Annotated in this window: 32 protein-coding genes; 16 read left to right on the forward strand and 16 right to left on the reverse strand. The window is 54.7% G+C overall.

The genetic code is table 11. From position 1 onward, the window contains the following. Window positions 1–5: 5 nt before the first annotated feature. The 9 genes from CYQ09_RS07895 to dtd all read left to right on the forward strand — a co-directional run bounded on the left by CYQ09_RS07895 (window position 6) and on the right by dtd (window position 7,732). On the forward strand, window positions 6–209 hold the full coding sequence (locus tag CYQ09_RS07895; protein ID WP_106744871.1) for a hypothetical protein: 204 nt from the start codon (window positions 6–8) through the stop codon (window positions 207–209). Continuing rightward, complete coding sequence (locus CYQ09_RS07900; protein WP_106744872.1) at window positions 209–1,105, forward strand: 5-bromo-4-chloroindolyl phosphate hydrolysis family protein; 897 nt, start codon at window positions 209–211, stop codon at window positions 1,103–1,105. Before CYQ09_RS07895 ends, CYQ09_RS07900 begins: the two co-directional genes overlap by 1 nt. Next, window positions 1,102–2,292 carry a toxic anion resistance protein gene (locus tag CYQ09_RS07905; protein ID WP_106744873.1) on the forward strand — a complete coding sequence of 397 codons (1,191 nt, stop codon included), beginning with the start codon at window positions 1,102–1,104 and terminating at the stop codon, window positions 2,290–2,292. Before CYQ09_RS07900 ends, CYQ09_RS07905 begins: the two co-directional genes overlap by 4 nt. 6 nt (window positions 2,293–2,298) lie before the next feature. Beyond that, the gene (locus tag CYQ09_RS07910) at window positions 2,299–3,264 is read left to right on the forward strand and encodes a DUF2927 domain-containing protein (protein ID WP_106744874.1); all 966 of its coding nucleotides are present in this window, start codon (window positions 2,299–2,301) and stop codon (window positions 3,262–3,264) included. Between the two features lie 11 nt (window positions 3,265–3,275). After that, entirely contained in the window at window positions 3,276–4,088 is an 813-nt protein-coding gene (locus CYQ09_RS07915; protein WP_162617598.1) for a hypothetical protein, read from the forward strand. Between the two features lie 2 nt (window positions 4,089–4,090). Then, window positions 4,091–5,203, forward strand: coding sequence for an SPFH domain-containing protein (locus CYQ09_RS07920; protein WP_106744876.1), 1,113 nt, complete (start codon window positions 4,091–4,093; stop codon window positions 5,201–5,203). 67 nt (window positions 5,204–5,270) lie between these two features. Further along, complete coding sequence (locus CYQ09_RS07925; protein ID WP_106744877.1) at window positions 5,271–6,374, forward strand: TFIIB-type zinc finger domain-containing protein; 1,104 nt, start codon at window positions 5,271–5,273, stop codon at window positions 6,372–6,374. 18 nt (window positions 6,375–6,392) lie between these two features. Continuing rightward, on the forward strand, window positions 6,393–7,298 hold the full coding sequence (locus CYQ09_RS07930; protein ID WP_106744878.1) for a carbohydrate kinase family protein: 906 nt from the start codon (window positions 6,393–6,395) through the stop codon (window positions 7,296–7,298). Next, window positions 7,295–7,732, forward strand: a complete 438-nt coding sequence (gene dtd / locus CYQ09_RS07935; RefSeq protein ID WP_106744879.1) for a D-aminoacyl-tRNA deacylase — start codon at window positions 7,295–7,297, stop codon at window positions 7,730–7,732. Before CYQ09_RS07930 ends, dtd begins: the two co-directional genes overlap by 4 nt. Here the strand turns inward: dtd and CYQ09_RS07940 are convergent. Genes CYQ09_RS07940 through CYQ09_RS07950 form a run of 3 tightly spaced genes read right to left on the reverse strand, consistent with a single transcriptional unit; the run spans window position 7,729 to window position 9,746 of the window. Continuing rightward, the gene (locus CYQ09_RS07940) at window positions 7,729–8,517 is read right to left on the reverse strand and encodes a metal ABC transporter permease (RefSeq protein WP_106744880.1); all 789 of its coding nucleotides are present in this window, start codon (window positions 8,515–8,517) and stop codon (window positions 7,729–7,731) included. The two genes, dtd and CYQ09_RS07940, sit on opposite strands and share 4 nt — an antisense overlap. Continuing rightward, a complete protein-coding gene (locus CYQ09_RS07945; RefSeq protein ID WP_106744881.1) occupies window positions 8,518–9,264 on the reverse strand; it encodes a metal ABC transporter ATP-binding protein in 747 nt (248 codons plus the stop codon). It lies immediately after the preceding gene. Next, window positions 9,261–9,746 (reverse strand): transcriptional repressor, encoded by a 486-nt coding sequence (locus CYQ09_RS07950; RefSeq protein WP_106744882.1) that lies wholly within the window; start codon window positions 9,744–9,746, stop codon window positions 9,261–9,263. Before CYQ09_RS07950 ends, CYQ09_RS07945 begins: the two co-directional genes overlap by 4 nt. 70 nt (window positions 9,747–9,816) lie before the next feature. Between CYQ09_RS07950 and CYQ09_RS07955 the strand changes: the two genes are divergently transcribed. After that, window positions 9,817–10,776, forward strand: coding sequence for a zinc ABC transporter substrate-binding protein (locus tag CYQ09_RS07955; protein WP_106745455.1), 960 nt, complete (start codon window positions 9,817–9,819; stop codon window positions 10,774–10,776). On the opposite strand, the gene CYQ09_RS07960 is transcribed toward CYQ09_RS07955, so the two are convergent. Together CYQ09_RS07960 and CYQ09_RS07965 are read right to left on the reverse strand one after the other, a co-directional pair. Next, a complete protein-coding gene (locus CYQ09_RS07960; protein WP_106745456.1) occupies window positions 10,773–11,471 on the reverse strand; it encodes an HAD family hydrolase in 699 nt (232 codons plus the stop codon). The two genes, CYQ09_RS07955 and CYQ09_RS07960, sit on opposite strands and share 4 nt — an antisense overlap. A gap of 72 nt (window positions 11,472–11,543) precedes the next feature. Next, window positions 11,544–11,822, reverse strand: coding sequence for a DUF3572 domain-containing protein (locus tag CYQ09_RS07965; protein WP_106744883.1), 279 nt, complete (start codon window positions 11,820–11,822; stop codon window positions 11,544–11,546). A gap of 92 nt (window positions 11,823–11,914) precedes the next feature. On the opposite strand from CYQ09_RS07965, the gene CYQ09_RS07970 reads away from it, so the two are divergent. Further along, window positions 11,915–13,306, forward strand: a complete 1,392-nt coding sequence (locus CYQ09_RS07970) for a diguanylate cyclase (protein ID WP_106744884.1) — start codon at window positions 11,915–11,917, stop codon at window positions 13,304–13,306. On the opposite strand, the gene CYQ09_RS07975 is transcribed toward CYQ09_RS07970, so the two are convergent. The 4 genes from CYQ09_RS07975 to CYQ09_RS07990 all read right to left on the reverse strand — a co-directional run bounded on the left by CYQ09_RS07975 (window position 13,295) and on the right by CYQ09_RS07990 (window position 15,290). Continuing rightward, the gene (locus tag CYQ09_RS07975) at window positions 13,295–13,795 is read right to left on the reverse strand and encodes a periplasmic heavy metal sensor (RefSeq protein ID WP_106744885.1); all 501 of its coding nucleotides are present in this window, start codon (window positions 13,793–13,795) and stop codon (window positions 13,295–13,297) included. The genes CYQ09_RS07970 and CYQ09_RS07975 overlap by 12 nt on opposite strands. Then, window positions 13,788–14,138 carry a hypothetical protein gene (locus CYQ09_RS07980; RefSeq protein ID WP_162617599.1) on the reverse strand — a complete coding sequence of 117 codons (351 nt, stop codon included), beginning with the start codon at window positions 14,136–14,138 and terminating at the stop codon, window positions 13,788–13,790. The genes CYQ09_RS07975 and CYQ09_RS07980 overlap by 8 nt, the downstream gene beginning before the upstream one ends. Further along, the gene (locus CYQ09_RS07985) at window positions 14,131–14,718 is read right to left on the reverse strand and encodes an RNA polymerase sigma factor (RefSeq protein WP_106744887.1); all 588 of its coding nucleotides are present in this window, start codon (window positions 14,716–14,718) and stop codon (window positions 14,131–14,133) included. Before CYQ09_RS07985 ends, CYQ09_RS07980 begins: the two co-directional genes overlap by 8 nt. Before the next feature lie 74 nt (window positions 14,719–14,792). Continuing rightward, a complete protein-coding gene (locus CYQ09_RS07990; protein WP_106745457.1) occupies window positions 14,793–15,290 on the reverse strand; it encodes an EF-hand domain-containing protein in 498 nt (165 codons plus the stop codon). Between the two features lie 198 nt (window positions 15,291–15,488). On the opposite strand from CYQ09_RS07990, the gene CYQ09_RS07995 reads away from it, so the two are divergent. Further along, window positions 15,489–15,875 (forward strand): DUF983 domain-containing protein, encoded by a 387-nt coding sequence (locus tag CYQ09_RS07995; protein WP_106744888.1) that lies wholly within the window; start codon window positions 15,489–15,491, stop codon window positions 15,873–15,875. Window positions 15,876–15,891: 16 nt separating this feature from the next. Further along, a complete protein-coding gene (locus tag CYQ09_RS08000) occupies window positions 15,892–16,569 on the forward strand; it encodes an NUDIX hydrolase (protein ID WP_239495888.1) in 678 nt (225 codons plus the stop codon). Here CYQ09_RS08000 and CYQ09_RS08005 read toward each other — a convergent pair. From CYQ09_RS08005 to CYQ09_RS08025, 5 genes are read right to left on the reverse strand one after another with little or no spacing between them, the layout of a single operon-like run. Next, window positions 16,566–17,468 (reverse strand): DMT family transporter, encoded by a 903-nt coding sequence (locus tag CYQ09_RS08005; RefSeq protein WP_106744890.1) that lies wholly within the window; start codon window positions 17,466–17,468, stop codon window positions 16,566–16,568. The genes CYQ09_RS08000 and CYQ09_RS08005 overlap by 4 nt on opposite strands. A 6-nt stretch (window positions 17,469–17,474) precedes the next feature. Further along, window positions 17,475–18,929, reverse strand: coding sequence for a carnitine 3-dehydrogenase (locus CYQ09_RS08010; protein WP_106744891.1), 1,455 nt, complete (start codon window positions 18,927–18,929; stop codon window positions 17,475–17,477). A gap of 6 nt (window positions 18,930–18,935) precedes the next feature. Further along, on the reverse strand, window positions 18,936–19,181 hold the full coding sequence (locus CYQ09_RS08015; protein ID WP_106744892.1) for a hypothetical protein: 246 nt from the start codon (window positions 19,179–19,181) through the stop codon (window positions 18,936–18,938). After that, window positions 19,178–19,693: a lipocalin family protein gene (locus CYQ09_RS08020; protein ID WP_106744893.1), complete on the reverse strand. Its 516-nt coding sequence runs from the start codon at window positions 19,691–19,693 to the stop codon at window positions 19,178–19,180. The genes CYQ09_RS08015 and CYQ09_RS08020 overlap by 4 nt, the downstream gene beginning before the upstream one ends. Further along, entirely contained in the window at window positions 19,690–20,604 is a 915-nt protein-coding gene (locus CYQ09_RS08025; protein WP_106744894.1) for a 3-keto-5-aminohexanoate cleavage protein, read from the reverse strand. The genes CYQ09_RS08020 and CYQ09_RS08025 overlap by 4 nt, the downstream gene beginning before the upstream one ends. Window positions 20,605–20,862: 258 nt before the next feature. On the opposite strand from CYQ09_RS08025, the gene CYQ09_RS08030 reads away from it, so the two are divergent. After that, the gene (locus CYQ09_RS08030; RefSeq protein ID WP_106744895.1) at window positions 20,863–21,306 is read left to right on the forward strand and encodes a GNAT family N-acetyltransferase; all 444 of its coding nucleotides are present in this window, start codon (window positions 20,863–20,865) and stop codon (window positions 21,304–21,306) included. Window positions 21,307–21,341: 35 nt separating this feature from the next. Here CYQ09_RS08030 and CYQ09_RS08035 read toward each other — a convergent pair whose 3' ends face one another. Then, window positions 21,342–22,385, reverse strand: a complete 1,044-nt coding sequence (locus tag CYQ09_RS08035) for an aldo/keto reductase (RefSeq protein WP_106744896.1) — start codon at window positions 22,383–22,385, stop codon at window positions 21,342–21,344. A gap of 173 nt (window positions 22,386–22,558) precedes the next feature. Here CYQ09_RS08035 and CYQ09_RS08040 point away from each other — a divergent pair, with 173 nt between their 5' ends. After that, window positions 22,559–23,308 carry an SDR family NAD(P)-dependent oxidoreductase gene (locus CYQ09_RS08040; RefSeq protein WP_106744897.1) on the forward strand — a complete coding sequence of 250 codons (750 nt, stop codon included), beginning with the start codon at window positions 22,559–22,561 and terminating at the stop codon, window positions 23,306–23,308. 41 nt (window positions 23,309–23,349) lie between these two features. Here the strand turns inward: CYQ09_RS08040 and CYQ09_RS08045 are convergent, their stop codons facing one another. Beyond that, a complete protein-coding gene (locus CYQ09_RS08045; protein ID WP_162617600.1) occupies window positions 23,350–23,814 on the reverse strand; it encodes a hypothetical protein in 465 nt (154 codons plus the stop codon). 131 nt (window positions 23,815–23,945) lie between these two features. Here CYQ09_RS08045 and metG point away from each other — a divergent pair, with 131 nt between their 5' ends. Further along, window positions 23,946–25,658 carry a methionine--tRNA ligase gene (gene metG / locus CYQ09_RS08050; RefSeq protein ID WP_106744899.1) on the forward strand — a complete coding sequence of 571 codons (1,713 nt, stop codon included), beginning with the start codon at window positions 23,946–23,948 and terminating at the stop codon, window positions 25,656–25,658. The last annotated feature ends 6 nt before the right edge of the window (window positions 25,659–25,664 follow it).

The raw sequence follows: 25,664 nt of genomic DNA on the forward strand, positions 1-25,664 counted from the left end.
ATGCAATGGCCCGCTTGTTCCTTGCTATCGCCCTTCTCGCAATCCTCGCGATTGCTGGATTGGCGCTGCTAGGAACAGTGCAGGCGGTGGCCCTGTGGGCCAAAGGAAAGGAAGAAGACCAGATGCCGCAAACATTTAAGCGGATCAGTTATATTGTTCTCGTCATTCTCATGTTTGGTATCACTTCCGGCATGTTAGGGGCCTCTTGATGGCAAAGCGATTTGGCGGAAAATATAGCCCTGACGGTACAAATAACGCCCCGCGCGAGGCCGTTGTTGACGTCAGAGAGGCCCGCGCGGCTAGATCCCCTGCCCGGATTTTATATGTTCCAGCAGTTATTCTGGTTCTCACATCAATCAACGACGGTCCGGCGACATTGGTAGCCGCGCTCGTCGGTGGCGGCATTCTGACGCTGGCAGCGTGGCTACTCCAAGAGGGCCTCGTCGCTGAGGCTGCGTATAACGCCCGCAAAGTGGCTCGCCGCCCTGCACTACCACGCAAGATGATGGCTTCGCTACTGACTGGGATCGGGGTCGCAATTGCCGCTTATACAGGCGACACCGGAGTTATCGGTTCGGTTTTATACGGCGTTGCGGCACTTGGCCTGCATGTTGCGGCCTTTGGGATTGATCCGTTCGCGGACAAACGGATGGAAGGCATCGACGATTTCCAACAAGATCGCGTTGCACGCGTCGTGGACAAGGCCGAAGCACACCTAGAAGCCATGCGCGGCCAGATCGACATTCTGAACGACCGTAAGCTGACCATGCGTGTTGCTACGTTCCAAACAGTCGCACGCAAAATGATCCGCACTGTAGAAGAAGACCCACGCGATCTAACCGGAGCACGCAAGTTCCTTGGCGTTTATTTGCAAGGCGCCAGCGACGCGACATCTAAATTCGTTGACCTGTACCAGCGCAAAGAAGACAAAAGCGCCCGTTCAAACTATGAGGCGCTGTTGGACGATCTGGAACAAAACTTTGCCGCGCGTACAGACAAGATGATGCTGGACGACCGCAGCGACATGGATATCGAAATTAACGTATTGCGTGACCGCCTCCAACGCGAAGGCGTCAGCTTGAAACCGAAAGGAAATGACGAATGACCGAGAACACCCGCCAAAAGGCCGAAGCGGCACTTGAAGAAGTGGCGAAAGTGACAGCCGTCGTTCTACCTGAACCAAAAGGCGAACTTGTGACGCTTGAACAAGCCGACGCACCAACCAGCGCTGAAATCACGCGCCGCATCGCGGAAATTGATGTCACAGACACCAACTCTATCGTGTCGTTTGGTTCTTCGGCACAGGCTGAACTGCAAGTCATCAGCCAAGAAATGCTAGCCGGCGTACGTAACAAAGACGTTGGCCCAGCTGGTGACAGCCTGCGCAACATCGTGACCACGATCCGCGGCTTCTCGATCTCTGAACTGGATGTACGCCGCAAACGTAGCTGGTGGGAAAAACTATTGGGCCGCGCAGCGCCAATGGCGAAATTCGTTGCCCGTTTCGAAGATGTTCAAGGTCAGATCGACCATATCACTGATGATCTGCTTGGCCACGAACATATTCTGCTAAAAGACATCGAAAGCCTTGATGTGCTTTATGATAAAACGCTGCAATTCTATGACGAATTGGCGCTGTATATCGCTGCTGGCGAAGCCAAGATCGCTGACCTAGATGCCACAACGATCCCAGCCAAAGAAGCTGAAGTTCAGGCAGCCCCAGAAGATCAGGCCGTGATGAAAGCGCAAGAACTGCGCGATATCCGTTCTGCCCGTGACGATCTGGAACGCCGTGTGCACGATCTGAAACTGACACGTCAGGTGACGATGCAGTCCTTGCCATCCATCCGATTGGTACAAGAAAACGACAAGTCTCTGGTCACCAAGATCAATTCGACCCTCGTGAACACTGTACCGCTGTGGGAAACACAACTGGCACAAGCCGTCACGATCCAGCGCTCGTCTGAGGCCGCAGAAGCCGTGCGCGATGCAAATGATCTGACCAACGAACTGCTAACCGCCAACGCCAAAAACCTGCGCCAGGCCAACCGCACCATCCGCGAAGAAATGGAACGCGGCGTGTTCGATATTGATGCCGTCAAAGAAGCCAACGCCAACCTGATCGCAACAATCAACGAAAGCTTAGAGATCGCAGACGAAGGTAAACGCAAGCGTGCGGAAGCCGAAGTTGAGATGCAGAAGATGGAAACTGAGCTGAAAGACACGCTCGCTGCTGCCAAAGCAAAGGCAACTGGCACAGGCGACGTTGTTGGCACCTCGGTCAATAGCTAAGACACCATGGGTTTTGGGGGCAAATTGCAGCGTTTCGGTCTGCTCGTCACTTTGGCGGGTACGGCCGGATGCGTGGCATTTGCCCCGCCCCCACCTGAGATTCCCGAACAACCGGCACCCGAAGTAGTGACAGCTGTTGCGCCGCCAAAGGTTGTCGAACCAAGCGAAGCCAGCAAGCAATTGGCAACCTACTATAAACGCCTGCAAAACGACCTTTTGACCCAAGGCCTATTGCGCGGCGACGGCGGCGGCCCCGATACTCAATTCACTGACACGCAATTGGCACGCAATTTTGTGCGTATCGCCCTATTTAACGAATACCGCGACGACAGCGATTTTCGGAACGCCCACAGCACAGTGTCCAACCTTCGCCGCTGGGATCAGCCCATCCGCATGTCGGTCGAATTTGGCAATACCGTCACCTCTCCTCAACGCGATCAGGACATAACAAGCGTTCAAACATATGCCGCACGGCTATCGCGCCTGACGGGCGTGCCGATCACATTTAACGACCCTAATCCGAACTATCATGTCATATTTCTAAACGAAGACGACCGTCATGCTTTCGAACCAAAGCTACGCGCGCTTATCCCGTCAATTTCGGACGCGACGGTGCGGGCATTCGTAAATCTCCCGCGTGACCAGCTTTGTGTTGTCATCGGGACATTTAAGCCGGGTCAATCGAGCTATAGCAAAGCAGTGGCCGTGATCCGCGCCGAACATCCGAACCTGATGCGTAGCGCCTGCATCCACGAAGAATTAGCCCAAGGCATGGGCCTTGCCAACGACAGCCCCGGCGCGCGCCCCTCAATTTTTAACGATGACGAAGAATTTGCGCTGCTGACAACGCATGACGAATTGCTTCTGCAAATGTTATATGATCCACGTCTCGAAACAGGCATGGACCCCGCAACTGCCGCCCCCATCGCACGGCTCATCGCGCGTGAAATCTTGTCTGCAGGCGCTTCATAGAAGGAGGGTAAATGCCACAAAGATCAGATATTGTAAAAGAAAGTTCCATGTCAGTTCGTAGGGGCCTCCTTGGCGAAGGACGGTTTGCACTCGGTCTTGTTTCAGGTTTGTGCGTTGCCCTTCTTGTCTGGTTTCTGTCCAGCTTATCGGAAGAAAGACTAAGCATCCAAAACGTCCTGCAGATTGCGCCCGCTGCAGGTGCACTTTTCGTGGCTCTGGCATCCCTCCTAATCTCGTATTTGGTTCTGTCCGAAAATCGTTTGATGCGTCAAGCAGGAACAGATCCTGTAATCTTGGTTCACCTTGGTAAACGAGATGACGCCCCAATGCTCACGACTATTGAAGTTCGGAATGTAGGAGCGGGTGCTGCGATGGACGTCAGTGTCAAAGTTTTGAATGGTGCACCAGCCCCTGAAAGCCGTCGTGTAGTCATCGACCTAGAAAAGTTAGATCATCCAATCAGGGCAATTCCACAAAGCCACTCAGTTTCATACAATTTCGGAGCGGGGTTTAATTTGTTAGGTGCTGACAAGTACGAACCCCTTGAACCAATTACCCTCCAGATCACGTACGAAAACATCGAAGGCACGGTCTACTCTAGTCAACAAATCATAGACGTAAGAGAATTACGCTTCCAACAGGCGCATACGCCAAACGAAACGAAGGTGGCAAAGAGTCTCGAGAGCATTTCAAAGGATTTAGGCAACTTGCTTAGTCACCAGAAATCGATAGCAGTTATTACAGAAACAAAGGCAGAGCATGATGAATCTCAAGAGAGATTTCGTGATGAGACGCGCAAACTGTTTAAGAACGAGGAGAACTAGATATGGGCATTTTCGATTTTCTGACGGGCGAATTCATCGACGTTATTCACTGGACCGACAACACCCGCGACACGATGGTCTGGCGGTTTGAACGTGAAGAGCACGAGATCAAATACGGTGCCAAACTGACAGTTCGTGAAGGTCAGGCCGCAGTGTTCGTGCACGAAGGTCAGTTGGCTGACGTGTTCACGCCTGGTCTTTACATGCTTGAAACCAACAACATGCCCATCATGACCACCCTGCAACATTGGGATCATGGGTTTGAAAGCCCGTTCAAGTCTGAAATCTACTACGTCAACACGACTCGGTTTTCTGACCTGAAATGGGGCACCAAAAACCCGATCATGCTGCGTGATCCAGAGTTCGGGCCAACACGCCTACGCGCTTATGGCACCTATACGGTTAAGGTCAGTGATCCTGCTGTGTTCTTGCGTGAAATCGTTGGCACCGATGGCGAATTCACAATGGATGAAATCAGCTATCAAATCCGCAACATCATCGTCCAAGAATTCAGCCGCGTGATTGCATCGTCCGGCATTCCAGTTCTGGATATGGCCGCGAACACTGCTGATCTCGGCAAGCTGATTGCGACCGCGATCGACGGAACTATGAAACAATACGGCCTGTCGATCCCAGAACTTTATATCGAAAACATCAGCCTGCCGCCTGCGGTCGAGGCCGCATTGGATAAACGCACGTCCATGGGGCTTGCCGGAGATTTGGGTAAATTCACACAGTACTCCGCAGCCGAGGCAATGACAGCCGCCGCGAACAACCCCGCTGGTGGCGGGATGGCCGCAGGCCTAGGCGCTGGCATGGGTATGGCTATGGCCGGTCAAATGGCTCAACAAGGGCCTTGGGGTGCAGCGCCTGCCCCGGCAGCGGCTACACCTCCGCCACCACCGCCCGTTGAACATGTTTGGCACATTGCGAACGCTGGCGAAGTGACGGGACCGTTCTCAAAGGCTGCGATGGGTCGCATGGTGACTGAAGGCACGCTTTCTCGCGACAGCATGGTCTGGACGCAAGGGCAAGATGGCTGGTTACAGGCTAGTGAAGTCATTGAACTTGCGCAGCTATTCACGATCATGCCACCACCGCCACCGGGCGCTTAACCATTAGTGCGGCACGTTTCAGCGTGCCGCATCCTTTCCCTTTTTGCGTTTGACACAAAGTGCACACATGACCGCTGAACTCGTCTCCGAAGTCGAACACCGATTTCCGTGTAATACCTGCGGGTCCGACCTGCGCTTTGATCCCGGCGAACACCAACTGGTCTGTGACCACTGCGGGAATATTGAGCCAATCGAAGGCTCGCGCCATGTTGCTGGCGGCATCAAAGAGCTCGACTTTCGGGCAGGCCTTGATCACCGGCTGTCGAACGAAGAAATTGAAGAAGTCCGCGTGACCACCTGCCCCAACTGTGGGGCGCAGACGGAATTCGACGCTGATGTGCACGCCGCAGAATGCCCGTTTTGCGCGACACCTGTTGTCACAGACACGGGCACCCACCGACATATCAAACCACGTGGTTTGCTGCCGTTTGATCTAGACGAAAAATCCGCACACGGTGCACTGACGGATTGGCTAGGCAGCCTGTGGTTCGCGCCAAACGGCCTCACGGAATATGCCCGCAAGGGTCGCAAAATGAACGGCATCTACGTTCCTTATTGGACATTCGACGCCGACACAAAAAGCAGCTATCGCGGTCAACGCGGCACGCATTACTATGAAACAAAAACCGTGATGCGGGACGGCAAGCGGACACAAGTACGCGTGCGCAAGACGCGGTGGCGTGCCGCGTCGGGCCGGGTCGCGCGGTTTTTTGATGATGTATTGGTGCTCGCGTCAAAGTCGCTGCCGAAGAAATACACCGATGGGTTAGAGCCATGGGATCTATCGGCTTTGGAACCCTACAAACCTGAATATCTGGCCGGATTTCGCGCCGAAGGCTATCAGATTGAATTGGACGAAGGGTTTAAAGAGGCCCGCGTCTATATGGACCGCATGATCCGGCGCGACGTGAAATACGACATCGGCGGCGATGAGCAACGGATCAGTTCGGTCGATACCAACGTCAGTGATGTTACCTTTAAGCATATCCTTCTGCCTGTCTGGCTGGCCGCGTATAAATACCGAGGCAAAACCTATCGGTTTGTCGTGAACGGCCGGACTGGCCGCGTTCAAGGAGAGCGGCCTTATTCCGCCTGGAAGATCGGATTTGCAGTTTTGATCAGTCTGATCCTTGCGCTTATCGCTGGATTTGTTATCGCTAACAGTCAGTGAATATTCCGGAGAACTGTCATGATCATCTGCTGCGGCGAAGCCCTTATTGATATGCTGCCACGCCAAACAGAGGCTGGCGAAACCGCATTCGCCCCGCATGCTGGCGGGGCGGTTTTTAACACAGCGGTCGCGCTGGGGCGGCTTGATACGCCCGTGCAGTTCTTTTCGGGGCTTTCTTCGGACCTGTTCGGGGACATCCTGCGCGATCAGTTAGCTAAATCAAACGTCGATAGCAGCCCTGCTGCGATCTCGGATCGTCCAACGACGCTAGCCTTTGTCACATTGACCGACGGCCATGCGTCTTATGCGTTCTATGATGAAAACACTGCTGGCCGTATGCTGTCTGTCGATGATCTGCCCCCGTCCGGCCCAGACGCACTGTTCTTTGGTGGGATCAGCCTTGTCGTGGAACCCTGCGGTGCCGCCTATGAGGCGTTGATGCTGCGCGAGGCCCCAACCCGTGTCACAATGATTGACCCGAATATTCGCCCCGGTTTTATCACCGACGAAGAAAGCTATCGGGCTCGCCTAACCCGCATGTTGGGCGCTGCGGACATTATCAAAACCTCGGACGAAGACCTTGAGTGGATCACCGGAAACACTGATGCTCAGGCGCTATTAGCCAGTACGGGCGCGAAAATCGTTTTGCTGACACGCGGTAGCGAAGGTGTCACAGTGGTCACCGCCACTGGCAGCTTTGACGTGCCCGCACAAAAGGCGACGGTTATTGATACTGTCGGCGCAGGCGATACATTCAGCGCGGGTTTCCTTTCTGAGATGGACAAGCGCGGTTTACTGACAAAAGAAACGATCACCAAGGCAACCCAAGATGACCTGAATGCGGCCACCGCCTTTGGCGCACGCGTTGCAGCGATTACAGTCAGCCGCGCAGGCGCAAACCCACCTTGGGCTTCTGAACTATGAGAGCACTAATCCAGCGCGTCACGCAGGCATCCGTCAGCGTTGACGGGCAAGTGATTGGTGAAATCAGCCATGGCGCACTGATCCTGATCTGCGCCATGCAAGGTGATGATGCTGCGAAATCTGCGCAGCTCGCCGCGAAGATCAGCAAGCTGCGTATCTTTACTGATGACGCAGGCAAGATGAACAAATCCCTGCTTGATACCGGGGGTTCCGCGCTAATCGTGAGCCAATTTACATTGGCCGCTGATACGTCGCGCGGTAACCGTCCCGGTTTTTCTACGGCGGCCCCACCGGCGGAAGGTAAAGCGCTATACGAACAGTTCATTGCGGATGTCGGTGCGCTTGGTATCGAAACTGCGACCGGGCAGTTCGGGGCTGACATGGCTGTCAGCCTGATAAACGACGGCCCGGTTACGATTTGGATGGACGTTTAAGCCCTTAGTTTTGCACCGACAGTGCCCAGCCCGAACAGCGCGGCTGCCATGCAGATCATTGACGGCCCTACTGGCGTGTCAAAGATCAGCGCAAAACGTAGCCCGCCAAGTGCGGCTAACACCCCGACACAAACCGATAGTAGTGCCATGCGTTCTGGGGTGCGGGCGAAACCACGGGCGGTTGCGGCGGGGATGATCAACAATGCGGTGATCAGCAGTGCGCCAACAACCTTGATCGCGACAGCAACCACACCAGCCAGTAACAACGTCAGTACCAGTTGTTCACGGCGCGGGTTGATCCCTGCGGCATAGGCAAGATCCGGACTTAGCGTAGCAGTGAGCATCCCCGCCCAGTGCCACCACAATACAGCGGCGACAATGGCACTACCGCCCCAAATGACAGCAAGATCAAAGCGATTCACGCTTAGAACGTCGCCGAACAAATAAGCATCCAAGTCAATACGTTGCCCAGGAATCATCGTCACAGCCACAAGGCCAAGCGCCAAAGCACCGTGCGAAAGCACGCCAAGCATCGTATCGATCGCAACCCCCTGCCCACTTAGCCCGTGGATCAACACCGCCATCGCGAGCGCCACAACGACGACGCCAAAGGTAATTGATGTGCCAAACGCCAACGCAACCGCAACGCCCAAGATCGCCGCGTGTGCCGTAGCATCACCGAAATAGGCCATCCGCCGCCAAACCACGAAACACCCCAAAAGCCCCGCAGCAATCGCCGTTCCAACCCCCGCAAGGGCTGCGCGTACCAAAAAATCGTCTAACATTTATTCTGCAGCCTCGTGACTGTGGTGGTGGTGATCATGGTCATGTCCATGGTCGTGTTCATGACGATACAGCGCCAGTGCGCCGCCCGTCCCCGTGCCAAACAATTCGCGATAGGCGGGTGCGACGGAAACGACCTCTGGGGTGCCTTCACAACACACGTGACCGTTCAAACAGATCACCCTGTCAGATGCGCTCATCACGACGTGCAATTCATGGCTGACCATCAACACAGCACAACCCAAATCCCGGCGCACGGATTCGATCTGGCGATAGAAAGATGCCGATCCCGGCTGATCCAAGCCTTGCGTTGCCTCATCCAGCATTAGCACATCAGGTTTACCTAGAATGGCACGCGCCAGCAGCACACGTTGAAACTGCCCGCCGGACAGTTGCGACATCTGTCTTTGGCCTACCCCCGGCACACCTGCTGTTTCCAGCGCGGCAGCTGCATCATTTGCGGCAACGCGATGTGGTAAGTTCAGAAAACGTTCGACCGTTATCGGCAGTGTCGGATCAATATGCAGTTTTTGCGGCACATACCCGACCCGCAACCCGGGCTTACGTGTCACGCTGCCCTTTTGCGGTTTCAGCGCCCCGATCAACAGCCGCAGCATCGTTGATTTGCCCGACCCATTAGGACCAACAATTGTCACGATTTCTCCGGGCTCTAGTGACAGGCTCACACCTTGCAGAACCTGTTGACCACCATGCGAAAAGTCGATGTTTTTTGCCGCAATCAGACTCATGCGGTTGCGCCGGTGGTTTGGCAAGCCGGGCACAGGCCCTCGGCTTCGATGACGGTTTGTTCTAGCAGAAAACCACTGTCGGCAGCAGCCTGCTGCAAGGCAAGATTTGCTGCTTGTGCTTCCGCCACAAGCCCACATTCACGACAAATCATGAAGGCGGGATCGTGCGATGCACCGGGATGTGTGCAGGCAATAAATGCGTTCAGGCGTTCAATACGGTGTACAAACCCTTGGTCTACTAAAAATCCCAACGCGCGATACGCCACTGGCGGCTTTGAGCCAAGGCCTTCGGCGTCAAGCCGCGCCAACACGTCATAGGCCCCCATCGCGGCATGGCTTTCAAGCAAAATCTCCAGCACGCGCCTGCGAACAGGCGTAAGCTGTGCTTTGCTTTCCTTGCACTGGCGTTCAGCAGTTTCAAGCGCAGCTACAACGCAGCTACTGTGATCATGGCTTTCAAAGCCAAGCGTATCCGAGGGCATATATTTGACCTTGTGATGTTATAACATACACAATATAGCCGTGCCGTCATCAAAGGACAAGGACCTAATCATGATTCGCACATGCACCGCACTCTGCCTGCTTCCACTGTCTGCCCTAGCCGAAGTTCCAAAGGTTATGACAGATATCGCCCCTATCCACAGCCTTACAGCACAGGTCATGGGTGATCTTGGCACCCCTGACTTACTACTGCCACCGGGTTCTGATCCGCATGATTTTTCGCTCCGCCCGAGTGACGCAAGCCGCTTGTCGAATGCAGATTTGATCGTCTGGGTGGGTGAAGGTTTAACCCCATGGTTAGAAAAACCGCTAACAACGCTCGCACCTGACGCTGCACAGCTTGAATTGCTGGCAACAGAAGGCTGGGAACAGCTGGCCCCACGAGTTGCGGATGACCATGATGACCATGATGACCATGATGACCATGATGACCATGATGACCATGATGACCATGATGACCATGATGACCATGATGACCATCATCTTCACGACCACGGCGATGTCGACCCCCATGCATGGTTAAATCCAACAATTGCTGCTAAATGGGTCACAATTATCGCGGCTGACCTTGGTACCGTAGACCCCAATAACGCGGCAATCTATGAGGCAAACGCCCAAGCTGCCGTCACACGACTGACCGCACTTGATACGCAAGTCGAAACGGCTCTCGCCCACGTCCCAAACACTGGCTATATGCTACCGCACGATGGTTACCAGTATTTCGAACACCGCTATGGCTTGGAACCTGTCGACATGATCGCAGGAATCGACGCACGTGCTCCGGGGCCGGCACAGGTTGCCGCGTTGCGCGATCTGGTCGCTGATGGAGCGGTGCAATGTGTCTTTAGCGACAATGAAATAAGCCCACGCACAACAGCCCTGATTACCGAAGGCACCGGCGCAAAAGTTCACACAATCGACGGGCTCGGGATGACACTGACACCCGGCGCTGACCTTTATGAGGCGCTGCTTCTGGGGCTCACAACGGCCTTCATCGACTGCCTATCCTAAACCAGCCCTTCGGCGCGCAACCAACCTGGGATCGCGCCGATATCCGGCAATACAACATCTGCACGCGGCGCAAGTTCCTCTTGCGGCGCGGGACCAGTCAAAACACCTATCGTTAGCATTCCGGCTGCACGCCCAGCATCCAGATCATGAGTACTATCGCCAACCATCGCGCATTCTGCCGCGTCTAGTCCTGTCTGGGAACAGAACGCATGCAACTGACCCGGCTCTGGCTTTGCACCATGGCCACTGTCATATCCAGCGATGAAATCAAAATGGGACCGTACCCCGGCACGTTCGAGGTGACGCAACGCGGGGGCTTCGGCATCGTTCGTCGCTATTCCCAAAACCAAATTCATCGCCGCCAAAGAAGTGAAGTAATCCGCAAGCGGCACAGCCTCTTGCTGTTCAACCAGTGCCGCACCCGCATTCATGCGCGAGAGCAGGTCAGCTTTAGACACATCCCCAAGCACCGTCAGAATATGGTCAGCGACGACATCGACGGTCGACGCGATGACAACACTTCCCGGAAAGAAACGGTTGGCCGTCACGTCATACCCCAACGCCTCAGTCAATGCGTCGAACTGGGCCTGATCATCACCTGCTTCGGCCTCTAACATTTGGCGGGTCCACGCGCCCCAAGTTGCATTGAAGTCGAACAATGTGCCGTCTTTGTCGAAAATGATGCCCTTGATCACGTCGCTACCCTTTTTGTTGCGCTTGGTCACACGACCCCGGCAAGCAAACCATGTCAATTAAGATTTCGATATTTAGGTCCAGTGAACTGCCTCTGCCCCCGGTAGCGCGTAACGCGCGCGCAGCGGTTTATCATATGCCAAATCCACAGTGTCGCAGAACGCGACAACCCATGCATCGTCCATCGTGATGAACTCAAGCACCGCAGCCAGAAACGCGGGATCAGCCACCTTTGCACGCAAGTCATCAGCTGACCCGCCGGTCGCGCCTAAAAATACAGGGCAAAGTTCGTCATTACCGACCAACCACGCCAAAGCCTGCAGCGCGATTACCTGTGCTTGTTCATGATCCATGAGCGATCCTTAAGTTTTCGGAAACTGTTTTTTAACTAATGTCATTCAAATTGTCTGAATGAAATGGGGGAAACCCCGTGAAGGATAGCAGAATGCCCGGACGCATATTGATCGTCGATACCGTCGCCACAAATCGGATCGTTATGAAGGTAAAAATGCTGGCCGCCCAATTTCGGGTGGACGTTTGCGCCAACCGAAAAGAAGCAGATGCCAGCATTCAAAAAAACCGGCCCGATCTGATCTTGGTCAGCCTTGGTGAGCCCGCGACGGAACTGCACGATTTTTGCCAGACACTACGGACATCTCCAAGCACACAGAATGTCGCAATCATTGCGATGGGCGTGGCAGAGACCGCCACCGCTCGATTCGCTGCCCTAGATGCGGGCGCAGATGATGTGCTGTCGCGCCCTACAAACGACGCGCTACTGCTTGCCCGCATTCGCAGTCTCTTGCGCGTTCACAGTACCCATCAAGAATTACAACTACGCGATGGCACACGCAACGCGCTTGGTTTTGAAGAATCCGCCAGCACATTTGAAACGGCCGCGCACGTGGCGCTATTGTCGGCGGCAGGTGCGCCGGATAGTGTGTTACTCGCATCTTTAACCCATGGTTTGGGTCATATTATTCGCTCGCTTGATCCTGAAAAAGTACTGCGCATGGGCCGACTGACCCCAACGCCAGACCTATTTGTGATAGATGCAAGCGACCCCGATTTTCTAGAATCCCGGTTCTTTGGGTTGGTGTCCGACTTGCGCGCACGCGCGGAAACGCGACAATCGACGCAACTGATTGTCGTTCCAAAAGGCGCCGATGAAATGGCCGCAATGTTTTTGGACCTTGGAGCAGATGACGTTATTCCTGCAGATGTATCGACAACTGAAATCGCACTGCGAGCCAAGTCGTTGATAAAACGTAAACGCCTTCACGACAGATTGCGCGACACCCTCCGTGACGGACTGCAGGCCGCAGTAACCGATCCATTGACTGGTCTGTTCAACCGGCGCTACGTCGACCCACATTTGGCACGCATGGCACATCAGGCACAGATATCAGGCGACGCGATGGCAGTCATGATGGTCGACATCGATCATTTTAAGAAAATCAATGATACCTATGGGCATGCGGCCGGTGATAGCGTCCTTAAACAGCTATCAAAACGGCTTCAGGATAACGTTCGCGCTGTTGATATGGTTGCCCGCGTCGGCGGCGAAGAATTCTTGATCGCGTTGCCTGGCACGACTGCCAAACAAGCACAATCAACCGCGAACCGACTGCGGCAACTGGTTAACGGATCACCATTCGACATCGGCGAAGCGCATCCAAAGCTGTCGGTCACAATGTCCATCGGGGTCGCAGTCAGCCCAACAAAAGCACAACAAAGGTGTCGCCCTAGCGTAATTTGCAAAGAGGCCGACACAGCGCTTTATGCTGCCAAATCAGCCGGGCGCGACCAAGTTGCGATGGCAGGCTCAGTCGCGTGACTTACGGCCATCACGGTCACCACGGTTTCCGCGTTCGCGCGCATGAGAAAGTTCTGCAACCAACCGATCCGCAAATGCATTCCTTTCATTGACAGACATTGTCGCGAGATGGCTGATCAATACCTCTTGGGCATTGCGCTGAAGCTGTTCGGTATGCTGGCTTTGCTCAGCCATCAACATCCGTAGCGCATCTGGATCAAACGGATCAGCGCGCAACGTCAAAACCATCTTGGCAATCTGCCCCCGCACGTCAAAGTCGGCCATTGGTCGTGAACGCCGTAATGCAATCGCAACTTGGTGTCGGTCTTCGGATTCTAACGCCCGCGAAATCGGGCCAAGCCCTAAATCAAAGCTCCGCGGCGGCCCGTCTCCTATACGTCCAGACGCAAGAGACCCGATCGCCAACCCTGCCACAGCAAGGTTCAACGCAAGCGATGCCACCAGCATGATACGCACGGTGCGCCCGTTTTTTGCTTGTTCATCAGCCATCAGTCAAATCTCCTGTCGCGAATACCGCGTCGTCGTTAAAGATGCTCACACTGACCTCGTCGCCGAAATAAGCAGCTGTGTAATCTTGGATTGATGCAGGCGGTGCAACGCCGATCCATACACCTGCAAAAGTTGCGGTGACCAAGCCACTGACGGCAGGCCATCCGCCCAACATGTCAAGCAAACGCTTACCCACACTCGTGGGCGGTGCAGAGATCACTGGCGGCGTCGGCGGCACGGCCCCTGCCAGAACCCGCGCCATCAGGTCATCAGATGGGGTCGACGCAACAGCACGTGCCTGCGCAAAAATGTCTTCCAGCATGTCGTCATTATGATCAGTCATCATCATACCCCAGTTCAGCCTTCCGCCCTGCCATAATATCAGCCAAGGCGCGTTTCCCCCGCGCAGTCAAACTTTCGACTGACCGCACGCTAATGTCCATAATCTGCGCGATTTCGGGGTTGGACAGCCCCTCTAGATGCCGTAGCGCAACAGCTTGTGCTTGCCGTTCTGGCAAGGCTGCTAACGCATCCGACAACGCCTGCATGCGCGTATTTGTTTGCATTTGATCCGCGACACTTGGCGTGCCATCGGTTGGTTCTGCGATTTGATCCAGCGACACGCCACCACGACGCTTGCGTAAAATATCTGTGCAAAGGTTCGCAGTAACACGGTACAGCCAAGTGCTGACCAATGCCTCGCCCTGACGCCATTCGGTTGCCTGCTTCCACAGACGGATCATAGATTCTTGTGCGACATCTTCGGCCTCTGCCGTGTTCGCCAACATGCGTGTCGCTTGTGCTAACACCCTTGGCAAAAGACGGACCGTCAACGCACGCGCGGCCTCTGCATCGCCATTGGCAAATGCAATCAGCAGCGCCTCGTCTGGGGCGCGCGCAAAGGGGTCTGGCATCGCGTTCATTAATTCTTGTGCTACCGATATTTTGTATTCTTGGCAAATGGCAGGGGCGCGACGCCCCCCTGCCATAAACCGTGTCAGTGCTTACCGCGTGAACCATGTCCGCCACCGTGACCGCGCTCGTGGCGGCCACCTGCACGCTCTTGCATGCGCTCTTGGGCTGCCGCGAACTCTTCTTCGTTTAGAACGCCGTCTTTGTCGGCATCCATGCGTTCAAACATGCGCTCAAACCGGGCACCGCCCCGAGGCTGCATTTCGTCCATCTGCAAAATGCCATCATCGTTGGTGTCCAATCGGGTGATCATCCGCGCAACGCGCTCTTCTGCATTTGCAGTTGCTTGTGCGACCAGCTCTTCAGCGGTAAGCGCGCCATCCGCATCAGCGTCCGCATCTGTAAAGCGAGCGTTTGCGCGTGCTTCAAGTTCGGCCATTGTCAGTGTGCCATCGCTATCCGTATCAAGCGTAGCAAAGTCGGGACGTTCAGGCATGTTTTCCGGCACCGGTTGTGCGGTAACTGCGCCTGCTGTCATCACGACGCCTGAAAGAAGTGCTGCCATCAAAATCTTAGTTTTCATTGTCATTCCTCAGTTAAGGTTATGTGCGACGATTGTTTGCCGCAGACCCTCCTTCAACGCCGGTGCGTCAGGTTTCCGTCGCGAACAGGCAAAAAAACTTTCGCACCTCACGCGACACGGCGCCGCAATCGCCACCATGCCCCTTTTAAAAAAGGCCCTGATGCGCCATTTAGTTGATTGAAACTCCGGAGACACATCATGTCAGACGCCCAAACTTTCCTTTCTGAACGCCCAAGCAAACCCGCAATTTTGCGCGGTCTACGCCGCCGTTGCCCCAAATGCGGTGAAGGACATATGTTTGACGGATACCTTAAAGTCGTCAACAACTGCCCGGTCTGCGAAGAAGATTTGAGCCAACACCGCGCCGACGATGGTCCTGCCTATCTGACCATTCTTCTGGTCGCACACATCCTTGGCTTTGCGATCCACCTCATGTGGAACTTGTGGCAACCCGAACCCATTGTGATGGCCACCACACTTACAATTGGTGCGGTCGCCTTGTCGCTCTTTCTTTTGCCACGACTGAAGGGCATGATTGTCGCAATTCAATGGTCGCGCCGCATGCATGGGTTCGGGCAAAAGTAGTATAAAAAGGGACCAGATGGATAAATCAGCAGTCCGCGACGCAGCAACAATTATTGTGTTACGCGATGCAACGACAAATCCATCAGTTCTTATGGGGCAGCGCGGTTCGTCAGCTGCGTTTATGCCGGGCAAGTTCGTTTTTCCGGGTGGCGCGGTGGACCCAGTCGATGCCACCGTCCCCATCACCGCCCTGTCCAGCATTGACGATACGCAACTGCGCGAAGACAGCAATCTTGCGCCAACCACCCTTGCCGCAGCCGCAATTCGCGAACTGTGGGAAGAGACCGGTCATATCGTTGGCACACCTGCATCATGGTCAGATGCACCAAAGGGGTGGCGTGGGTTTGCGCGGTCTGAGCATCACCCAAATGGTTCTGCTTTACAGTTTTTCTTTCGGGCCGTTACACCGCCCGGTCGGCCACGCCGTTTTGATGCGCGTTTCTTTTTAACAGATGTTTCGGCATTTGTTACGGACCCCGATGATTTCAGCCGGGCCGAAGACGAACTCGCGCATTTGCAATGGGTCCCGCTTATGGATGCGCGCCGTTTTGATCTGCCATTTATCACGCAAGTCGTGTTGGCTGAGCTCACCGCGCAAATTGCGTCTGGTGTGCGACCCAAGACCGTACCATTCTTTCGCAACAACGATGAGGCACGTTTGGTCAGCCGCCTTGGCGGTCAAAGCCCACTTTAGGTGACAAGCACCAATAGCACGATGCTAACCGCAAGAAATAGAATCCCCTGCCATTCCCGGCGGCTGATCTTTTCACCAAATGCGAATGCACCAATCGCCAACGACAGTAGCAGTTCAATCTGCCCCAGTGCGTTCACATAGGCCGCAGTTTGCAAAGTGTAAGCGTTGAACCAACAGATCGACCCGACCATGCTGGTTAATCCGACAAGCCCTGCAACCCGCCAAGCCCGCATCACGCGCATAATTTCTCCGCGTTCACGCCAAACCAACCATAGTGCCATCGCTACCGTTTGCAGCGCAGTCACAATCGCGAGTGTTACAATCGCGCGGTAGAATACATCACCTTCCAGCAACGACAGTGACGCGCCACGGTATCCGTTTCCAGACACGCCAAACAGCACCCCTGCCCCAAGGCCCAGCGCCGTCGCGCGATTAAAAATCCGTTGGTGCCACGGCCCAATCGCATTGGGCGGATCAGAAAGCAACAACACCCCGACAAGGCCGATAACCATCGCACCAATGGCCCAGCCAGTGATGACATCACCAAGGATCACAAACCCAATCAGCGCACTTAGTAAGACTTCGGTTTTCTTAAACGTGATCCCGACAGCAAAGTTGCGATGACTGAACAGTGCTACAACACACATCGTCGCCAAGATCTGCGAGGCACCGCCAGCAATCGCATAGGGCCAAAAAGACGCAGGGATTTGGGGAACACCCTGCCCGCTGGTACGCGCATAGATGATCGCGATTAGAACGACCAATGGTGACGAATAGATAAACCGTGCAAAGGTCGCGCCTGCCGTCGATAGCTGCATACCACGCAAGTGTTTTTGCAGCATAAACCGCAGCGCCTGCGCCGATGCCGCTGCAAGCGTGATCGGGATCCAAAGCTCCATGTTGGGCTACCCCTTCACACCAACCGACTTGCCCGCGCCTTGCGGCATTGGCAACGCGGCGTGTGCGGTGGCGACCTGTTGTAGAGCGGCAGACACTTTTGATGACGGATCACAGGCGCGGCGCGTTTCAAGGCTCACGTGGATCAACATATGTTCCCCCGTCGCGAGTTCGCGGTCACCAGCAAGCATCCGGTGAAACAGATGCATCTTTTTGCCCGCACCAGAAAGCACTTGGGTCTCGACACGGATCACTGTACCTGCATGCACTTCGTCGATGTGGCGGATGTGAGTTTCAGCGGTAAAGTAGCTGGCACCGGCAGCGATATAATCCGCATCAACACCGGCAAGCAGCATCATCTGATCAGACGCATCACCAAAGGCTTGTAGATACCGTGCCTCGTTCATGTGACCGTTGTAATCTGTCCAATCTAGCGGAACGGCCCGTTCAACCGTCACAATTGGTTTGCGGTCATTGGGCAGAACGGGCTTGCCTGCGTTCCGCTGGTCTTGGGCATTCAGCAACGCCCCCGCCCCCCAATCTTGCGCCTTTAGTCCCCGAAGGATCGTGACCAAGTTATCATCGCGGGTGCGTTCAAGTTCGCGAATAGACATGGCGCCCGACTGCGCATCAGACTGATCTGCGATCTTATCAATCAACGTGTCCGTCAGTTCCGGCACATCCATCAGCTTGGTCCAAGGCCATTTTAGACAAGGGCCGAACTGTTCGATGAAATGGCGCATGCCTGCTTCGCCACCGGCAATGCGGTAGGTTTCGAACAGACCCATCTGCGCCCAGCGCAGGCCAAAGCCATAGCGGATGGCGTCGTCGATTTCTTCCGTCGTGGCGATCCCATCGTTGATCAACCAAAGGGCCTCTCGCCAAACTGCCTCTAGCAGGCGATCTGCGATATGCGCGTCGATCTCGGCCTTGATGTGCAAAGGGTACATGCCGATGGCGGTCAGGATTTCTTTGGCTGTAGCGGTGATAGTTGCCGACGTTTTCTCGCCGGGAACCAGTTCCACCAAGGGCAGCAGATAAACCGGGTTGAACGGATGCGCGACCACGATCTGTTCGGGGCGCGTAGCACATCCGTGCAATTCGCTGGGCTTGAAACCACTGGTCGATGACCCGATCACAGCGTCATGCGCGCAATGGTCCTGCAGCGTCTGATAAACCTTGCGCTTAAGTGGTAGGCGTTCCGGTACGCTTTCCTGAATCCACGATGCGCCTTGAACCGCATCAGACATCGTGTCGTGAAAGCTAAGATTGCCTTCGGCTGGTAGCGCAACGTCTGACAACCCCGGTAGGGAACGACGTGCGTTGGCAATGACTTCGCCAATCTTCCGGGTGGCCTCTGGATCAGGGTCGAAAACCCGGACATCCCAGCCCATCAACAAAAACCGAGCGGCCCAACCACCGCCAATGACGCCACCGCCGATGATTGCTGCCGTTTGTGTCACTTGGTACTAGCCTTGTGCAGAAGGGTGATTGAATTCATCAGCCGGAACAGGTTCACCACGGACCGATGGATCACATGCCACCATCGCACTGCCGTGGTCACGGATAATCAAACCACCACGCGCGCGGCACTGCTCAAACGTCATCCGGTTTCCGATAACAAGGTATTCGTGCATTCCCGCACTTCCCCCCATCGCCCCGCCAGTCTCGCAAGCAGACAAAAATACAATACATCCCAAGATCAATTTCTTCATGGGGTAACCTCCATCAACTGGCTAAGGTCATAGCCATTAAACTTTAAAATATCGCGCGCAGCGCGCAACCTATCCGCGGGTATTTCAGGATCACGGTTTAAAATCCACCCCGACTTGCCATTGGGTGCGCCAACAACCGCCGTGCGATAGCCGTCATCCACCCAAAGAACCCAGTAATCGGCAGCGACAAACGGCACGCCGTCAAAACGCACCACTAGGCGGCCGGGGCCAACGACGTTTGCACTTCCATTGATGCGCGACCGTTCGGTGCCATCTGCGTTGCGGCAAATATTAAGCACCGACAGGGTGCCGTTGTCGAGCAGGCCATATTCCGCTATGGCCCGCGCGCAGTCCTTTTCAAACGGCACGGGATAGCGCGCCACCTCGTGCCACACACCAACATAGCGGGCTGGTTCAAACAGCGCTTTCGATGAAATCGGTGCATCGACATCGCGGTAGACGGCCATCGGCGCACAGCTAGCAAGCAGGAGTATTGCGAATAAAATTCTCATGTGGTCACCGGTGCGCGTTTGGTTAGGCCCAATTTGGCACGTACCTCTGCGGGGCCGATCACACGTGCGCCAAGGTTTTCAATCGTTCCGACCGCCCGTTCAACCAACTGCGCGTTTGTCGCCATAACGCCACGATCTAGCATCAGATTATCTTCTAACCCAACACGTACGTTACCGCCCGCCAGCACGCTTGCTGCGACATAGGGCATTTGCGACCGCCCAAGCCCAAAGGCACTAAACGTCCAGTCATCAGGTACGTTGTTCACCATCGCCATAAATGTATTCAGATCATCAGGCGCACCCCAAGGCACCCCCATACAAAGCTGAACGAGCGCGGGACTGTCCAACACACCATCTTTGACAAGCTGCTTTGCATACCAAAGATGCCCGGTGTCAAAGGCTTCGATTTCAGGCTTCACGCCCAATTCGGTCATCATGCGCCCCATTGCAACCAACATGCCCGGCGTATTCGTCATGACATAATCTGCCTCGGCAAAGTTCATCGTGCCGCAATCAAGCGTGCAAATCTCTGGCAAGCATTCGGCGACATGGGCAACGCGTTCTGTCGCGCCAATCATGTCGGTACCCTCTACGGTCGGAAACGGTGCCTCAACGCCACCAAACACAATATCGCCCCCCATCCCTGCGGTCAGGTTCAAGACGACATCGACCTCTGCGTCACGAATGCGGTCGGTGACCTCACGGTACAGGTCCAGCCGTCGCGAAGGTGCGCCAGTATCGGGATCACGCACATGGCAATGCACGACGGCAGCGCCCGCTTTGGCAGCATCAATCGCGCTATCTGCAATCTGCTTCGGTGAACGCGGCACATGTTGGCTACGGTCTTGGGTCGCGCCCGATCCGGTCACAGCGCAGGTGATAAAAACCTCGCGGTTCATAGTGAGTGGCATGGGGAACTCCCGTGGTTAGATCAACTTGCTGCGACACTCACTGAAAAATGCCAGTGCCACAAGGCGGAATTCTTGACAGACCATCCCGGCATCTGGCAGGACTGCGGCATGACCATTTGTATGCACATCGCAGCAGTTTATTTTACCGGCCCCATATCGCGGCGGCCGGTTCTTTCCTGACATCAAAGACACCGATACGCCCGCAAGGGTGTTCAGGTTATTCTTGTGTCCTTGCGGCAAACGCAAAGGACAATTCCGATGATAAAAATCAATCAAGTCTCACCAAAAGACATCCCAGAGCTTCTGGATATGATAAGCAAGCTTTGTGCGTTCCACGGCGACACCTGCACGCGCGGATTTGCAGAGACCCAAACGAAATTCATTGACGGACCACTGGTTGGGTTGATCGCACGCAAGGGCGCACAGGCCGTCGGCTATGCCGCACTGGTCATGCATTGGCGGCCCATGAACGACGGCGATAGCGTCGATATCTTGCATTTGTATGTGAATGAAGAAATGCGGGGGCGCGGGGTTGGTCGGCGCCTTGTCGCAGCGGCCAAAGAGCATGCTCAGGCGCACGGCGCGACCAGGCTAACAATTGGCACCGCCCCCGATAACCCCGGCGCTGCGGCCGCCTACCGGGCAATGGGTTGGGCCGAGATCACAACGCGCCCCGGCCCAAGATTTCAAATGACGATTTAGACCCACCCCGTAGGGTGGATCCCGATCCACCCTACTTAATAGGGCATTGGGTGCGCTTTGTGCACCTGATCAATCTCAGCAACCAACTCATCGCTAAGTACAACGTCTTTGCCGCCCAAAATTTGCTCCAACTGCGCAGACGTGGTCGCGCCGAAGATTGCGGAAACGGGGAACGGACGTGTGCGTTGCCATGCCATCGACATGTGCACGGGATCGACACCGTGTTTCGCAGCCAGATCAAGATAGGCTTGTGTCACTTCAAACACGCGGTCTGATTTGCGGCCGCCAAGGTCGCCGTTGATCGCCATACGGCTACCTTCTGGCAATGCACCGTTCTGGTATTTCCCTGTCAGCAACCCACATGCAAGCGGAGAGAACGACAAAAGCGTCACATCTTCGTTCACGGACATCTCGGCCATATCAGTGTCGTACAGACGGCAAAGCAGGGAATATTCGTTCTGCACTGATGCCATACGCGGCAAGCCAGCCTCTTCGGCCAGATCAACCCATTTGGTCATACCCCATGCGGATTCGTTCGATGTACCAACAGCGCGAATTTTACCTTCTTTCACCAAATCACCCAATGTGGTCAGCACGCCCATCATATGGTCAAGCGTCTTTTGACGGTTCTGACCTGACGGATCAAAGGTCCAGTTTTGGCGGAACATGTAGGACCCTCGATCGGGCCAATGCAGTTGGTAAAGGTCGATAACGTCTGTTTTCAAGCGTTTCAGCGACGCCTCAGTCGTTTCGCGAATGTTACCACCGTCAAAACCTTTGCCGTCGCGCACCCAGCCCGGATTATTTCCGGAAACTTTGGTCGCAATAATAACCTCATCGCGGCGCCCGGTCTTGGCCAACCAGTTGCCAACGATTTCTTCAGACAGGCCGACAGTCTCTGCTTTGATCGGGTTAACGGGATAGGCCTCGGCCGTATCCAAAAAATTGATCCCAGCATCTAACGCCATATCAATCTGATTATGCGCATCATCTTCTGGGGTTTGGTTGCCGTAGGTCATGGTTCCTAGGCACCATTCAGTGACTTGGATGCCGGTGCGGCCAAGGGGAAGGGTCTTCATGAAATTTATCCTATTTAGAGAGCGTTAGGGTAAAACTAATGACCCATTTCATCAACGCAACCCCTGCAATAGCGTTGTGCATATACACACAGATGATGCGCGCCAGTGGCCTCCTAGTTCGGGGCTCTGGTACTTAGATAAGTTGTACAGACATTTTCGAAAGGAAGTTCAAAATGGCCTATGATTTCAATGGTAAAACAGCAATCGTAACTGGTGGAGGTTCCGGCATTGGCAAGGCTATCGTCGAAGAACTTGTAACCGCTGGCGCAAAGGTGTTGATCGCCGACCTGAATATGGATCACGCTGAAGAACTGGCCGCAAATTTGGGCAAAAACGCCAGAGCATTTAAGGTCGACACCTCAGATGCCGAAGACGTTGGCGCCATGGTTCAAGCCGCAGCCGAATTTGGCGGGACCCTTGATATGCTGGTCAACAATGCCGGTGTTGGCGGCGCGGCCGCACCATTGGGTGAATACCCCATTGAAAGCTGGCAAAAAGTTATTGATGTGAATCTAACCGGCGTCTTCTACGGTATTCGCTATGGTATCCCAAAGATGCTCGAAACCGGTGGGTCAGGCGCAATTGTGAACATTGCTTCTGTTTTAGGGTCCGTGGGGATCGCCAATTCTGGCGCATATGTTGCGGCAAAACACGGGGTCGTGGGTATGACAAAATCGGCAGCTTTAGAATACGGCGATAAAGGCATCCGTATCAATTCGATCGGGCCTGGTTTTATCAAAACACCTTTGCTGGATGAAAATTTGGATGCAGACACAATGGCCTATCTTGCCAGCCAGCACGCAACCAAGCGGCTTGGAACACCAGAAGAGGTCGCAAAACTCACCCTATTCTTACTTTCAGAAGACGCCAGTTTCATCACAGGCAGTTATCACTTGGTCGATGGCGGCTACACCGCCCAATAACAGAAAAGGCCCGGTCCCATTTCGGGGCCGGACCACATTATTCAAAAGTTGTAGAATGCACCAATTCGCGTTGTCGTGACGGCCGCAGTTGAATTGTCATCCATGAAGTCGCGAATAAATTCAGCACGTAGTGTTACGCGATCGGTAAACCCGGTTTCCACACCAACACCTAAGTTATATCCGTCAGCACTTCCGCTTTGCAGGTCATACTCGGTGATACCACCAGCGACGCGTGCCGAAACTGTCCCAAGATCGTAAGAGCCCCATGCGCGCAAACGCTGAGTGCCATAATCAGCATCGCCGCCCGCGTGACCGCCAACTTCGACCTCGGCACCGTAGCTGTACAGACCTTGCCCAAAGCCAATGCCGCCAATCAGCGACCCAAGTGTTTGCGTGTCACCCGAATGCGGATATGCATAATCAAGTGCCGCACCTGCGTAGAAATTTTGTGCGCTTGCAGCGCCCGCCAATGCAGCAAATGCTGCGCCTAATATGATTGTTTTCATGGTTAGTCCCAATTTTGATTTTTCTAAGTGCATCGTATCGTCGCAAAACGTTCAACGCCAGTAGATGCCTACTACATCTGGCATCTAACGCATTACCCCGTTAGATAGGCCCAAATTGATAGGAAAACACGATGGCCCGTCACCTCATTACGTCAGCAATCCCCTATATCAACGGGATTAAACACCTTGGTAACCTTGTGGGCAGCCAATTGCCCGCTGACCTGTTCGCCCGCTACATGCGCGCACGTGGTAACGAAGTTTTGTTCCTATGCGCGACCGATGAACACGGTACACCGGCGGAACTGGCTGCGGCCAAGGCAGGTAAACCTGTCGCAGAATACTGCGCCGAAATGCACGACGTGCAGGCCAAAATCGCCGACGGCTTTCGCCTTTCGTTCGATCACTTTGGTCGTTCATCCAGCCCGCAAAACCAAAAGCTGACGCAAGCCTTTGCAGGCCGTCTGGCCGATATGGGGTTGATCCGCGAAGTTACCGAAGAACAGGTATATTCTGTTGCAGACGGTCGTTTCCTACCCGACCGCTACATCGAAGGCACCTGCCCTAACTGTGGGTTTGAGTCCGCCCGTGGCGACCAATGTGACAACTGCACCAAACAGCTTGACCCGACCGACCTGATCGACGCGCATTCCACGATTTCCGGTTCAACCGATCTTGAAGTCCGCGAAACAAAACACCTGTATCTCTGCCAGTCAGAGCTAAAGGACGACTTGGCAGCTTGGATCGACAGTAAAGCAGACTGGCCAATTCTTACGACATCGATCGCTAAGAAATGGCTGACAGACGGTGACGGCCTGCAAGACCGTGGGATCACCCGTGACCTGGATTGGGGCGTACCCGTCAAACGCGGAGACGCCGAATGGCCCGGCATGGAAGGCAAAGTGTTCTACGTCTGGTTCGACGCGCCCATCGAATACATCGCCTGCGCGCAAGAATGGGAAGATGCAGGTAAAGGCACCGATTGGGAACGCTGGTGGCGCACAGATAAAGGTGCCGACGACGTGACCTACACCCAGTTCATGGGCAAGGATAACGTGCCATTCCACACCCTATCGTTCCCTGCGACAATCATGGGGACAAAAGAGCCTTGGAAGCTGGTCGATTACATCAAATCGTTCAACTATCTGAACTATGATGGCGGTCAGTTCAGCACTTCGCGTGGACGTGGCGTGTTCATGGACCAAGCGCTTGAATTGCTACCCTCTGACTATTGGCGTTGGTGGCTTTTGTCCCACGCACCGGAATCCTCAGATGCTGAATTCACGTGGGAAACGTTCCAAACAGACACCAATAAAGACCTTGCCGATGTGCTCGGCAACTTTGTGAGCCGCGTGACAAAATTTTGCCGGTCAAAGTTCTCTGAGGATGTTCCCGCAGGTGGCACCTATGGTCGCGCCGAAGAACAGTTGATCGCCGACCTCACGACCCGCATCCGCGCCTTTGAAACCCATATGGAAGCGACCGAAGTCCGCAAAGCAGCAGCCGAGCTACGCGCAATTTGGGTGTTGGGCAATGAATACCTACAATCTAACGCGCCGTGGACGACGTTTAAGACCGATCCAGAAACCGCCGCGATGCAAATCCGCCTCGCGCTGAACCTGATACGGATCTATGCAGTTCTATCAGCACCGTTCATTCCAGATGCTGCAGCGACGATGATCGCCGCGATGCAGACGACTGATGACAGTTGGCCCACTGATGTGGCGGCAGCGGTGGAAACGCTGCCCGCAGGCCACGCGTTCACGGTGCCCGAAAACCTGTTCCGCAAAATCACCGACGAAGAGCGCGAAGAATGGGCTGAACGCTTCGCTGGCACACGCGACTAAGGGGAC

The organism is Yoonia maritima (assembly GCF_002933395.1).
In the GTDB taxonomy this organism is placed as follows: Bacteria; Pseudomonadota; Alphaproteobacteria; order Rhodobacterales; family Rhodobacteraceae; genus Yoonia; species Yoonia maritima_A.